Origin of the sequence: Microvirga brassicacearum (genome assembly GCF_008757455.1) — a bacterium.
Classification (GTDB): domain Bacteria; phylum Pseudomonadota; class Alphaproteobacteria; order Rhizobiales; family Beijerinckiaceae; genus Microvirga; species Microvirga brassicacearum.
On record NZ_VCMV01000039.1, the window covers coordinates 1 to 12,470 of the forward strand.

The 12,470-nt window shown below is 65.4% G+C and carries 12 protein-coding genes; 9 read left to right on the top strand and 3 right to left on the bottom strand.

What is annotated here, in order from left to right; translation table 11 throughout:
- Positions 1 to 187: 187 nt before the first annotated feature.
- Positions 188 to 553: a DUF427 domain-containing protein gene (locus FEZ63_RS19400; protein ID WP_150947572.1), complete on the bottom strand. Its 366-nt coding sequence runs from the start codon at positions 551 to 553 to the stop codon at positions 188 to 190.
- A 79-nt stretch (positions 554 to 632) separates the two neighbouring features.
- Complete coding sequence (locus tag FEZ63_RS19405; protein WP_150947574.1) at positions 633 to 1,520, bottom strand: methyltransferase domain-containing protein; 888 nt, start codon at positions 1,518 to 1,520, stop codon at positions 633 to 635.
- A 100-nt stretch (positions 1,521 to 1,620) separates the two neighbouring features.
- On the opposite strand from FEZ63_RS19405, the gene FEZ63_RS19410 reads away from it, so the two are divergent.
- The 4 genes from FEZ63_RS19410 (at position 1,621) to nhaA (ending at position 4,597) form a co-directional block, all read left to right on the top strand.
- On the top strand, positions 1,621 to 2,400 hold the full coding sequence (locus FEZ63_RS19410) for a ComF family protein (RefSeq protein ID WP_150947577.1): 780 nt from the start codon (positions 1,621 to 1,623) through the stop codon (positions 2,398 to 2,400).
- 39 nt (positions 2,401 to 2,439) lie between these two features.
- On the top strand, positions 2,440 to 2,697 hold the full coding sequence (gene grxC / locus FEZ63_RS19415) for a glutaredoxin 3 (protein WP_150947579.1): 258 nt from the start codon (positions 2,440 to 2,442) through the stop codon (positions 2,695 to 2,697).
- A gap of 72 nt (positions 2,698 to 2,769) precedes the next feature.
- Positions 2,770 to 3,216, top strand: a complete 447-nt coding sequence (locus tag FEZ63_RS19420) for a DUF1178 family protein (protein ID WP_150947580.1) — start codon at positions 2,770 to 2,772, stop codon at positions 3,214 to 3,216.
- 184 nt (positions 3,217 to 3,400) lie between these two features.
- Positions 3,401 to 4,597 carry a Na+/H+ antiporter NhaA gene (gene nhaA, locus FEZ63_RS19425; protein ID WP_150947643.1) on the top strand — a complete coding sequence of 399 codons (1,197 nt, stop codon included), beginning with the start codon at positions 3,401 to 3,403 and terminating at the stop codon, positions 4,595 to 4,597.
- On the opposite strand, the gene ubiG is transcribed toward nhaA, so the two are convergent.
- The gene (gene ubiG / locus FEZ63_RS19430) at positions 4,547 to 5,290 is read right to left on the bottom strand and encodes a bifunctional 2-polyprenyl-6-hydroxyphenol methylase/3-demethylubiquinol 3-O-methyltransferase UbiG (RefSeq protein ID WP_150947582.1); all 744 of its coding nucleotides are present in this window, start codon (positions 5,288 to 5,290) and stop codon (positions 4,547 to 4,549) included. The two genes, nhaA and ubiG, sit on opposite strands and share 51 nt — an antisense overlap.
- Before the next feature lie 137 nt (positions 5,291 to 5,427).
- On the opposite strand from ubiG, the gene FEZ63_RS19435 reads away from it, so the two are divergent.
- From FEZ63_RS19435 to FEZ63_RS19455, 5 genes are all read left to right on the top strand, one after another.
- Positions 5,428 to 6,666 (top strand): aspartate kinase, encoded by a 1,239-nt coding sequence (locus FEZ63_RS19435; protein WP_150947584.1) that lies wholly within the window; start codon positions 5,428 to 5,430, stop codon positions 6,664 to 6,666.
- 87 nt (positions 6,667 to 6,753) lie between these two features.
- Positions 6,754 to 9,021 carry a phosphoenolpyruvate--protein phosphotransferase gene (gene ptsP / locus FEZ63_RS19440; RefSeq protein WP_150947586.1) on the top strand — a complete coding sequence of 756 codons (2,268 nt, stop codon included), beginning with the start codon at positions 6,754 to 6,756 and terminating at the stop codon, positions 9,019 to 9,021.
- Positions 9,021 to 10,109 (top strand): peptide chain release factor 1, encoded by a 1,089-nt coding sequence (gene prfA / locus FEZ63_RS19445; protein WP_150947588.1) that lies wholly within the window; start codon positions 9,021 to 9,023, stop codon positions 10,107 to 10,109. Before ptsP ends, prfA begins: the two co-directional genes overlap by 1 nt.
- Before the next feature lie 19 nt (positions 10,110 to 10,128).
- Positions 10,129 to 11,022 carry a peptide chain release factor N(5)-glutamine methyltransferase gene (gene prmC, locus FEZ63_RS19450; RefSeq protein ID WP_150947590.1) on the top strand — a complete coding sequence of 298 codons (894 nt, stop codon included), beginning with the start codon at positions 10,129 to 10,131 and terminating at the stop codon, positions 11,020 to 11,022.
- Between the two features lie 373 nt (positions 11,023 to 11,395).
- On the top strand, positions 11,396 to 12,439 hold the full coding sequence (locus FEZ63_RS19455) for a DUF4167 domain-containing protein (protein ID WP_150947592.1): 1,044 nt from the start codon (positions 11,396 to 11,398) through the stop codon (positions 12,437 to 12,439).
- The last annotated feature ends 31 nt before the right edge of the window (positions 12,440 to 12,470 follow it).

Below are 12,470 nucleotides of genomic sequence, written 5' to 3' on the forward strand. Positions count from 1 at the left end.
GATCAGCCTGTTCGTAGGCGCTCGTTACTATGCCATGTCGCCGGAATCCGGACCGAAAGGTCTTGGGCTGCGCGCCGGCCTGACCTTGCTTTTCCCCAAATAGCTCAGCGGGGCTGGATGCCTACAAGAAAGAGTTCCGTCCAAAGCCAGACGGACACCAGAAGCCGCTCCACAACAAGCTCTCGGCCTAATCGGTAAACTCCTCGATGGCGTCCACCTTCTCCGGATAGAAAGCCAGGTAGCCGGCAATCCGCGAGACGCTGTCGAACGGCCTCTCATAGCTCCACACCGCATTATCGACGACCATCCCGCCCGACGAGGCCGTGAAATAGGATGCGTCGCCTTTATAGGGACAATGCGTGTGGTGCTTTGTCGGATCGAGCTGATCCATGCGCACGTCCTTGCGCGGAATGTATTGCACCGGCGGCAGCGACCCTTCGCGCAAAGTGAGCGCCTCTGTCGTTTCCGCGATGATGAAACCGCCCAGCACGACGCGAATGCGGTTGGGATTGTCCTCGATGGTGATCGGGTGACCAGCATTCGGCTTTTTCATAGGACCTCCCTTGAGGCGGCGCGCTGTTCTTCCTGGGAAAATAGCGCGCTGGCGAGCCGGGCCCAAGGCCGCCGCACAGCTATTCGGTCGAATCGCGATCGTTCGACTTCTCGCCTGCGGGCTTTTCGGCAACCCCGAGCGCCTCTGCGAGGCGCATCTTGGCGGAGCCGGGGCGGAGCGGCTTTTGCTGGCTCTCATGCGGGGTCCAGCCCGAAAGCCAGATGATCTCGAACGTAGCGGGCAAGCGGCCATCCGGGTCGGCGAAACGCTCCGCGTAGATTTCCGCGGCCCGCAGGAGCGTTGCGCGCCGGAGCGGCACCTTGCGGCGGTCGGCGAGCGCATTGGTCAGCCCCATCCGGCGCAGGTCCCGCATGAGCGCGAAGGGATCGCCATAGCGCACGCGGATCACCTCGGAATCAGCCACCGGCAGGGCAAAGCCCGCTCGCTGCAACAACCCGCCGAGATCCCGCACATCCGCGAAGGGCGCGACACGAGGGCTGACGCCGCCTTCGAGTTCCGCCTCCGCCTGGGTGAAGGCCTGCCGCAACTCCGTCAGCGTCGCGCCGCCGAAAAGTGCGCCCATGAATAGCCCATCGGGCTTCAACGCGCGGCGGATCTGGATGAGACTTCCGGGCAGGTCGTTGACGCTCTGGAGCGCGAGCAATGAGACCGCCAGATCGAAGCGCCCGCCGCTGAACGGCAAATGCTCCTCATCCCCCAGCACGCTCGTCGGCTCCATCACCGGTGACAGCCTGACCACGGTGCCGGTGCGGCCGAGAGCCTCGGCGGCGGCCCCGGTCGGTGTTCCCACATCGAGGATGAGCGGAAACGGCCGCGCCACGGTTGAAAGACGTTCTTCCAGATCCGCGATCGCCCGTACCAGCAGGAAATCCGCGTAGCCCGCGCGCACGGCACGCTGCAGGCGGCGGCGAACGAGGGATCGATCGAAGACGACAGGGCTGCTCATGGAGGCGGTATGGCGCGAAATCGGCGCAGCGCCAAGAGGGCGGAAGCTGCCGCATCAAGGCGCCTTCACATCCACCATGTTATAAAGTTAAACTCGGTTGATGACCGCACCCGAACCCGCACAGCGCCGGCGTCTCGCTCCTCTGGCAGATGTGGCGCGCGGCGTGTCCCGGTTTCTGCTCGGTTTGGTCTATCCGCCGACCTGCATCGCCTGCCAGGGCGCGACCGGGGCGCCTCACGCGCTTTGCGCCACCTGCTGGTCTGGGATCCGTTTCATTGACCGGCCTTATTGCGAGCGATTGGGAACCCCTTTTTCCGTCGATCTCGGGATGCCCCTGCATTCTCCCGCCGCCCTCGCCGATCCGCCGGTCTTCGGTCGCGCCCGGGCGGTTGCCGAGTATGACGGCATCGCGAGCGCTCTCGTTCATCGGCTGAAATATGGCGACCGGCTGGAGCTGGCACGCGCGCTCGGGAGCATGATGGCCCGCGCCGGTGCCGAACTCCTCGGCGATACCGATGTGATCGTGCCCGTGCCGCTCCATCGTTTCCGCCTGTGGCAGCGCCGGTTCAATCAGGCGATGGCATTGGCGGCGGTGGTCGCGCGGGATAGCGGCCTGCCCTGCGATCCGTTTCTTCTCTCCCGCGTGAAGCGGACGCGACAGCAGGTCGGGCTGACGAAGGCGCAGCGGCAGCAGAACCTGCAGGGCGCCTTTCGGGTCTCCGATGATGTTAGGGCACGACTCCAAGACAAACGGGTGCTGCTGATCGACGATGTTCTCACCACCGGCGCCACCGCCAACGCGGCATCGCGCGCCCTGCTCCGGGGCGGTGCTGCCTCGGTCGACATCTTGGCTTTCGCGCGGGTCGTGACGGAACGTTGAAGCCATCCTATATGTCCGGCCGAAGGAGATTTCCAAAACATGCCGTCCATCACGATCTACACAAAGGACTGGTGCCCCTATTGCACTGCCGCCAAACGGCTTCTCGACGAAAAGGGAGCGTCCTTTACGGAAATCGACATCGAGGCCAAACCCGAATTTCGCGCCGAGATGATTCAGAAGGCCGGAGGGCGCACGAGCGTCCCGCAGATCTTTATCGGCGACCGCCACGTGGGCGGCTGCGACGACATCTATGCGCTGGACGCGCGGGATGAACTGGAGGCTCTGTTAAGAGCCTGACGCAGTAAAAACACGGTGAGCCCCGCGCGCCGGGAGCTTGGCCTGCAGCCAACGAGTCCTTATGTCAGGCCCATGATCAAGTACGCGCTTGCCTGCGAGCAGGCCCACGAGTTCGAGAGCTGGTTCCCCACGAGCGATGCGTTTGAGGCGCAGCGCAAGCGTGGATTGGTGACGTGCCCGTTCTGCGATTCGGCAAAGGTCGAGAAGCAGATCATGGCACCGTCTCTGACCCGTGGTGAAAAGGCCGTCGCGCCTGCGCCTCCCGAGCCCCAGCCCGTCGCGGCCCTCTCGGAAAAGGACAGGGAGTTGCGCGCCATGGTCAGAGCCTTGCGCGAGCATGTGATGACGAGCGCGGAAAATGTCGGCCGGGGTTTTGCCGAAGAGGCCCGCAAGATGCATTACGGCGAGGCCGACCAGCGCTCGATCTATGGCGAGGCCAATGGCGAGGAGGCGCGAGCGCTTCTGGAGGAGGGGATCGAAGTCATGCCCCTGCCGATCGTGCCGGACGACCGCAACTAGTTGAACCGTGAAGCGGCCTTCGGACGCCGTCACCCTCCCGGCTGCTGAAATCGATTCCATGTGATCGAGGACGCCTAGGTCCCCGAAGGCTTCCATCCGTCGCGCCCGTCCCGTAAAGATCTCGGGGAAGGAGACGCGAGTGGATCAAAGACGCCGAGACGGCACAAGAACACCGCAGCGGCGCATGAGCGTCATGCGCCGTTTCCTCGACAGCGAAGCCGCGGGCGGCATCATTCTGATGGGCGTCACCGTCGCCGCGTTGGTGGCGGCGAATTCGCCCGCCGCCGGCTTTTATTTCGCGCTGCTGAACACCTACGTGCTGGGTCTCAGCGTCCTGCACTGGATCAACGACGCGTTGATGGCCGTGTTCTTCCTGCTCGTCGGTCTCGAGATCAAGCGCGAATTCCTGGACGGTCAATTATCCACCTGGCCCAGGCGAGTTCTGCCGGGTATCGCTGCCTTCGGCGGTATGGTGGTGCCGGCGCTGGTCTACCTCGCGGTGACATGGCGCGATCCCGGACTGGCGCGCGGATGGGCGATCCCGGCCGCCACCGACATTGCTTTCGCACTCGGTGTCTTGGCGGTTCTCGGATCGCGCGTGCCCACTTCGCTGAAGATCTTTCTGACCGCACTGGCGATCCTCGACGATCTCGGCGCCATCGTGATCATCGCGCTGTTCTATGCGGGCGACCTCTCGTACCCGATGCTCGGAGGCGCGCTCGTCTGCATCGCGGCGCTCATTGCCCTCAACCGGCTCGGGGTGACATCGCTCCTGCCCTATCTGATCATCGGCGCCGTGTTATGGGTCCTCGTCCTCAAATCAGGAATTCATGCGACGCTCGCGGGCGTCGTGCTGGCGCTGACGATTCCGCTCGACGCCCAACCCAAAAAGACGCGGACGGAGACATCGCCGCTTCATCGCCTCGAGCACGCCCTGCAGGGTTGGGTCGCGTTCGCGATCATCCCGATCTTCGGGTTTGCGAATGCCGGCGTCTCGTTTTCGGGCTTCACGCCCTCCGCCCTTCTGGCCCCGCTGCCCCTCGGCATCGCACTCGGCCTGTTCGTCGGCAAGCAGGTGGGCGTATTCGCGTTCTCGATGCTCGCCATCCGGTTCAACATCGCCGATGTGCCGGCCGGTGCCACGAGGCTTCAATGTTACGGTGTGGCGCTGCTTTGCGGCATCGGCTTCACCATGAGCCTCTTCATCGGCGCATTGGCGTTTCCGGAGAATCCCGCTTTGAACGACGCGACCAAGATCGGTGTTCTGGCCGGCTCCATCGCGTCGGCGCTCGCGGGATTGCTGATCCTGCGCTTCGCGCCGCGGGAGATCCTACCGGTGCGAGGCAAGCAGCATGTAGTTGACGCCCATGTCCCGCGATAGGGACCAGGCGCCGGTGAGCGGATTGTAGGCGACGCCGGTTTCATCGCTGACAATCAGTCCCGCAACGTGAAGGGCCGTGTGCAGCTCGTCCGGCCTGACGAATTTCTCCCATTCGTGGGTGCCCTTGGGCAGCCAGCCGAGCAGGTATTCGGCGCCGACGATGGCGAACGCAAAGGATTTGGCCGTCCGGTTGAGGGTCGCCATGGCAAGGTAGCCGCCAGGTTTGACCGCCTTGGCGCAGGCGTTGACGAAAGCCTGCACGTCGGCCACGTGCTCCACCACCTCCATGGCCAGCACGATGTCGAAGGTCTCTCCCTTCGCCACCACCGATTCGACCGTCTCGTTGCGGTAATCGACGGTCAGGCCGGCCCGCTCCGCGTGGAGCCGGGCGACCGAAATGTTGGTCGGCGCCGGATCGAGGCCCGTGACACGCGCGCCGAGCCGGGCCAGCGGCTCCGACAGGACGCCGCCGCCGCAGCCCACATCGAGGATGCTAAGGCCTTCGAGCGAGCGCGCGGACCGCGGGTCCCGGCCGAAACGCCGGCAGGCCTCGTCGCGGATATAGGCGAGCCGGACCGGGTTGAACCGGTGCAGGACCTTCATCGGACCCTTGGGATCCCACCACGTCTCCGCGATCCGCTCGAAGCGCGCGACTTCGGCCGGGTCGATGGTGCTGGAGGCGTTGTCGCTCATGAAAACTTCCCCTCGGTCCGCTCTTTTGTTCCGGCGTTGACAGCACGCCACCCCACCGTCATGTATACGCCGCCTCCGCCTTGGCGAAGAGGCAAATCGATATCCCGTCTGGCTCTATCTGTCTGGCTTCCTCGCTTATGCCTCGTCTCGTCATGAAGTTCGGCGGCACGTCCGTCGCCACGGTTGAGCGTATTCGCAATGTCGCCCGGCATGTGAAACGCGAGGTCGAGGCCGGCTACGATGTGGCGGTCGTCGTGTCGGCCATGTCCGGCAAGACCAACGAACTTGTCTCCTTCGTCAAGGACGCCTCGGCGCTCTATGATTCGAAGGAATACGATGCGGTCGTCGCCTCGGGCGAGCAGGTCACGTCCGGCCTTCTGGCGCTCGCCCTGCAGGAAATGAACGTGAATGCCCGCTCGTGGCAGGGCTGGCAGGTGCCGATCCTGACTTCGGAAGTCCACGGTTCGGCGCGAATCGCCGCCATCGACGGCACCAGCATTCTGCGGGGCTTCACCGACAAGCGCGAAGTCGCGGTCGTGTCCGGGTTTCAAGGCCTGCACCAGCCGACGCAGCGAATCACGACGCTCGGGCGGGGCGGTTCGGATACCAGCGCCGTGGCGATTGCCGCCGCCATCCAGGCCGAAAGATGCGATATCTATACGGACGTGGACGGCGTCTACACCACCGACCCGCGCATCGTCACGAAGGCGCGGCGGCTCGACAAGGTTTCGTATGAGGAGATGCTCGAAATGGCATCGCTCGGCGCCAAGGTGCTTCAGGTGCGCTCGGTCGAGCTTGCCATGATGCACCGGGTTCCGACCTATGTGCGCTCAAGCTTCGACGATCCAGCCGATCCGAAGCTCGGCACCCTCATCTGCGACGAGGAAGACATCATGGAACAGCAGGTTGTGACCGGCATCGCCTATTCGCGCGACGAGGCACAGATTACGTTGCGGAATGTTGCGGACAAGCCCGGCATCGCGGCTTCGATCTTCGTGCCGCTGGCGGACGCCAACATCAACGTGGACATGATCATTCAGGTCGTGTCGGACGACACCACGACCACCGATATCACCTTCACGGTGCCGACGGCCGATTACGAGCGTGCCTGTGCGGTCCTCAACGCCCATCGCGACGATATCGAGTTCAAGGACCTGCAGGGGGCCACCGACGTGGTCAAGGTCTCGGCGATCGGGGTCGGCATGCGCAGCCATGCGGGCGTCGCGGCCCGCGCCTTCAAGGCGCTCGCCGACAAGGGCATCAATATCCGCGCCATCACCACCTCGGAGATTAAGTTCTCGGTTCTGATCGACTCGGCCTACACGGAGCTTGCCGTCCGCACACTCCACTCGTTATACGGCCTTGATCAAGCCTGATTGACGGTCTGTCACAAAGGCTGCGACACTCATTCCCGAGCCGCCGGACGGTTCTGTCGGCTCAAACAAGGACGGGATCGACAGCTCATGCCAAGCGCTCCCGGCGGTCCGCGCCTTCTGCTGCGCCGCCTCCGCGAGATCATGGCGGAGCCGGTCGGGGCGCAGGATCGTCTCGACAAGATCGTGGTTCTGATCGCCGCCAACATGGTTGCGGAGGTGTGCTCCCTCTACGTGATGCGCGGCGACGGCGTGCTCGAGCTGTTTGCCACCGAGGGTCTCAACCGGGAAGCCGTGCACCTGACGACCATGCGGGCGGGCGAGGGTCTTGTCGGCCTCATCGCCGCGACGGCCGAGCCGCTCGCCCTGTCCGATGCCCAGAGCCACCCGGCCTTCTCCTACAAGCCGGAAACCGGCGAGGAGATCTACCACGCTTTCCTGGGCGTGCCGCTGCTGCGCGCGGGCAACACCCTCGGTGTCCTCGTGGTGCAGAACCGCACCTACCGGATTTATGCCGACGAGGAGCTCGAGGCGCTTCAGACCACCGCCATGGTGCTGGCCGAAATGCTTGCCTCCGGCGAGTTGCAGGCGCTTGCGCCCGTGGAAACCGGGACGGCCTTCCGGCGCCCGCTCCAGCACCGGGGCACCGTGCTGGCGGAGGGCGTCGGGCTTGGCTACGTGGTGCTGCACGAGCCCCGCGTGCTGCTCAAGAACCTGATCGCCGAGAATGTGGAGGACGAGCTCCAGCGCCTCGATGAGGCCATCGGGGACGTCCGGGCCTCCATCGACGAGCTGATCGAGCGTGGCGACGTCGCCCATCACGGCGAGCACCGGGAAGTCCTGGAAACGTTCCGCATGTTCGCTCACGACCAGGGCTGGCTCCGCCGCATGCGCGAGGCGGTGGGTTCCGGCCTCACGGCGGAAGCGGCGGTCGAGCGGGTCCAGTCGGACAATCGGGCCCGCATGCTGCGCCAGACGGACCCCTACCTGCGGGATCGCCTGCACGATCTCGACGATCTTGCCAATCGCCTGCTGCACCGGCTCGTCGGCCGCGACATGGTGGCCTCCAAGGCGTCGCTGCCCGACAATGCCATTCTGGTGGCCCGCTCCATGGGCCCGGCGGCCCTGCTCGATTACGATCGCTCGCGCCTGCGCGGGCTCGTGCTGGAAGAAGGCGGCCCCACCAGCCATATCGCGATCGTTGCCCGGGCCCTCGGCATCCCCGCAGTCAGCGAAGTGGCCAACGCCACCTCGCTGATCGAACAGGGCGACGCGATCATCGTCGACGGCATGACCGGCGACGTCCAGATCCGCCCGAGCGCCGAAGTCGAGGCGGCCTACGCCGAGAAAGCGCGCCTACGCGCACGGCGGCAGGAGCAATATCTCAAGCTGCGGGACGTGCCGGCCGTCACGAAGGACGGGGCGAAAATCAACCTCCAGCTCAATGCCGGATTGCTGGTCGATCTGCCTCATCTGGACGATACGGGGGCTTGCGGAATCGGGCTCTTCCGCACCGAATTGCAATTCATGATCTCGGAGCGGATGCCAACCGCGACCGAGCAGCAGGCCCTCTATTCCGCGGTGGTGGCGGCAGCAGGCGACCTGCCCGTGACCTTCCGGACCCTCGACATCGGCGGCGACAAGATCCTGCCCTACATGCAGGCGGTCGAGGAGGAGAACCCGGCGCTCGGCTGGCGTGCAATCCGCATCGGCCTCGATCGGCCGGGCCTGCTGCGGATGCAGATTCGCGCCCTCCTGAAGGCCGCCAGCGGTCGTGCGCTCAAGATCATGTTTCCCATGGTGGCGACCTGCGACGAATTCGTGCGGGCCAAAGCCCTGGTCGAGCGCGAGAAAGTCCATCTGTCCCGGCACGGCTATCCGCTGCCGGCCGATCTCAAGCTCGGGGCCATGCTTGAAGTGCCCTCGCTGCTGTTCCAGCTCAAGGAAATCTGCACGGTCGCCGATTTTCTATCGATTGGGTCCAACGACCTGATGCAGTTCCTCTTCGCCATCGACCGCGAGAACCGCCGCGTGGCGGATCGCTTCGATCCCTTAAGCGGACCGATGTTGCGGGCCCTCCAACGGGTCGTCGACAAGGCATCGGCCACCGATTGCGAACTCACCGTCTGCGGCGAGATCGGCGGACGCCCCCTCGAGGCCATGGCGCTGATCGGTTTGGGTTTCCGGTCATTGTCCATGGCGCCGACCTCGATCGGCCCCGTCAAGGCGATGCTGCTGGCCCTCGATGCGGACCGCGTCGGCGCCCTGATCCGTGATGAACTGGAGCGCGACGGGGGCGGCGATTCGCTGCGCCCGATCCTCGCCCGCTTCGCAAAACAGCATGGTATTCCGGTCTGATGTCGATCGCGCCTCCGCAAGAACGCCTGCACGCCATTCTGGCCCGCCACGACATCGTCATGGCGACGCTGAATGCCGGCCCGGACCCTGAGACGTTCGTGGCCCTGTCGCGTGAATTGGCCGAGCTGGATGGGGTGGTCGCCGCGATCAGGGCCTATCACGCCATGGAGGACAACCTGCGCGGCCTGCAGGCGCTCCTGGTGGATCCGGGCACCGATCCGGAGATGCGCTCGCTCGTCGAGGACGAGCTGCCCGAGGCGCGGGAGGCGGTCGCGAACGCGGCGCAGGACCTGCGCGTCATGCTACTGCCACGCGATGAGGCGGATGAGAAGAGCGCCATCCTCGAAATCCGCGCCGGAACCGGCGGCGACGAGGCGGCTTTGTTCGCGGGTGATCTCTTTCGCATGTATGTGCGCTATGCCGACCTGAAGGGCTGGAAGGTCGAGATGGTGTCGGAGAGCGAAGGCACCGCCGGCGGCTACAAGGAAATCATCGCCGAGGTCAAAGGCCGCAACGTCTTTGCCCGCCTGAAATTCGAGAGCGGCGTGCACCGGGTTCAGCGGGTTCCCGACACGGAGACGTCCGGACGCATCCACACCTCGGCCGCCACCGTGGCGGTCCTGCCGGAGGCCGAGGAGGTCGATATCGCCATCAACGATTCCGACCTGAAGATCGACACCATGCGTGCGCAGGGCGCGGGCGGCCAGCACGTGAACAAGACCGAATCGGCGATCCGCATCACCCATCTGCCGACCGGAATGGTCATCTTCGTTCAGGACGAGCGCTCCCAGCACAAGAACCGCGCCCGCGCCATGTCGTTGCTGCGCGCCCGCCTCTACGATGCGGAGCGCAGCGCCAAGGATGCAGTGCGCGCCGCCGACCGCAAGGCCCAGGTGGGGTCCGGCGACCGTTCCGAACGCATCCGCACCTACAATTTTCCGCAAGGCCGCGTCACCGACCATCGCATCAATCTGACGCTCTACAAGCTTGAGGAAGTGCTGGCCGGAAATGCCCTCGACGAATTGATCGACGCGCTCACGGCGGATTACCAGGCGGCGCAGTTGGCCGACCAGGATCAGGCGGCGTGACCAGCGGCGTCACGACGCCATGACCAGTCCCAGGGCCAGTGACCCGAACGGTTCGGCCCCTGAGGGAGCGACCCGCGACGAGGCGCTGAGAAGGCTGCGCGCAAAGCTTGCTGGCGCGGGTTTCGAGACCGCCGCCCTGGAGGCCCGCGTGCTCCTTCTGGCGGCCCTTGCGATCAGCGCCGCCGAACTCATCGCCCGACCGTTCGAGCGCCTCACCGCGGAGCAAGCCTCGAGACTGGCCGCCTGGACAGCCCGCCGGCTGTCCCATGAGCCGGTCGCGCGGATTCTCGGGGAGCGCGAGTTCTGGGGTCTGCCGTTCATCCTGTCGCCCGAGACGCTGGTGCCCCGGGCGGATACCGAGACCGTGGTCGAGACGGCCATTGATCTCGTCGCCCGCCGCCAGACCGGCTTGCGAATCGCCGACCTGGGGACCGGTTCCGGCTGTCTTCTGGTCGCACTCCTGCACGAGCTGCCGCACGCCACCGGGATCGGGGTCGACCGTTCGGCGGGCGCGGCACGAACGGCCCGGCTGAACGCGACCAGAAACGGCGTCTGGTCCCGGAGCCTCTTCGTGGTTTCGGATTGGGGGGCCGCGCTTGCCCAGGGTGTCGACCTGATCGTCTCGAACCCACCCTATATTGCCACCGGCGTGGTGGATCGCCTCGAACCGGAGGTGCGGGAGCACGATCCCCGTCTGGCGCTGGATGGCGGGGAGGACGGCCTTGAAGCCTACCGGATCATCCTGCCCGAGGCCCGCCGGCTGCTCTCTCCCGAGGGCCATCTGGTGCTCGAAATCGGCTATGATCAGGAGCCCGCCCTGCGAGACCTTGCGGCCACGGCGGGTTTCACCGTGGTCCGATTTGCCAAGGATCTCGCCGGCAATCCCCGTTGCGTCGCCCTCAAACCGACATGATCGGATGACACAACTCCTCCCATCCGAACGAGGATAAAGTGAAATATCGCTTGTTGGACGGCACGGAACCCGCTAGATTCGCGGCAGATGACGTGATCGGTCTCAACAAATCGGCGGAACCCGTGTTACGGAAGCCCCCGGAAGATCAAACGTTATCAATCGCGCTGGCAGGGGCACACTGAACAGCCAGGCGCGATCACCTGAACCCGACACTGAAGGATGGCCAGACTTTTCGAGTCGTGGCTGAACGACAGACGGTTGCCACGCGAACGGTGGGCGACAAGCCCGTTCGATGAACATTGCCTTGCATCGCGTGGGATAGCAGAACCAGCGAGGGTCGTTGACCAGAATGAGACCAGGACAGAACAGGCGTATGCGCGGTCGTAGCCGGAACAACAATAACGGCGGCGGCAACAAGGGACCGAATCCCCTGACGCGCAGCTATGAATCGAACGGCCCGGACGTGAAGATCCGCGGCACCGCGCAGCATATCGCCGAAAAATACAGTCAGCTTGCCCGAGACGCGCATTCCAGCGGCGATCCGGTGGCGGCTGAGAACTATTACCAGCACGCCGAGCACTACATCCGCATCATCGCAGCGGCGCAGGAGGTCCTGCGCGAGCAATACGGCTACCAGCCGCGCTCGTTCGAGGATGAGGGTGACGAAGAGAATTTCGAGCAGCGCCAGGGGACCGGCGACGATACGGATCCGGCCTCCCAGCCGCAGCCTTTCGAGGCACGGGGCGAAGGTGACCGGCGCCCGCGCTTCGATCGCCAGGACCGTGGCGACCGCCAAGATCGCGGCGAGCCGCGTCAGGACCGTGGCGATCGGCAAGATCGCGGCGATCGGCAGGGCCCCGGCGACAGGCAAGGGTCTGGCGACCGGCAAAGCGCTGGCGGCGACCGCCAGGATCGTGGGGACCGACAGGACCGCGGCGAGCGGCGTGAGCGTTTTCAGCGCGACCGCGGCCCCCGCCCGGAATTCCAGCGCGACGACCAACCCCGCGCCGAGTTCGATCGTGATCGCAACGATCGAATCGAACGCAATGACCGGCCGGAGCGCAATGAACGGCCCGAGCGTGCGGATCTTCCCGTGCGGACCGAGCGTCCGGACCGGCCCGAGCGTACGGAGCCGCGTGCGGAGCGTGCGCCACGTGGACGGCCGCCGCGGCGTGAGGTTCAACCGGACGAGGCGGATGTGAGGGAGCCCGTCGGGCTGCCGGCTTTCCTGACCAACCCGGTGCGGACGCCCCTGCCAACCGACATCGACGAGGCGCCCGCGCCCAAGGTGGCCGAGAGCGCCGAGGCTGAGGTTCGCCCCCGCCGTCGCGCGGTCCGCCGGCCGCGTCAGGACGAGGCCGAGGCCGATGGCAATGTGGCGGTCGAGACCCCCAAAGCCGAGACGCCCGCCGAGTAGGCCTGGGCGAAGCCATATCAAGCAAAGGGGA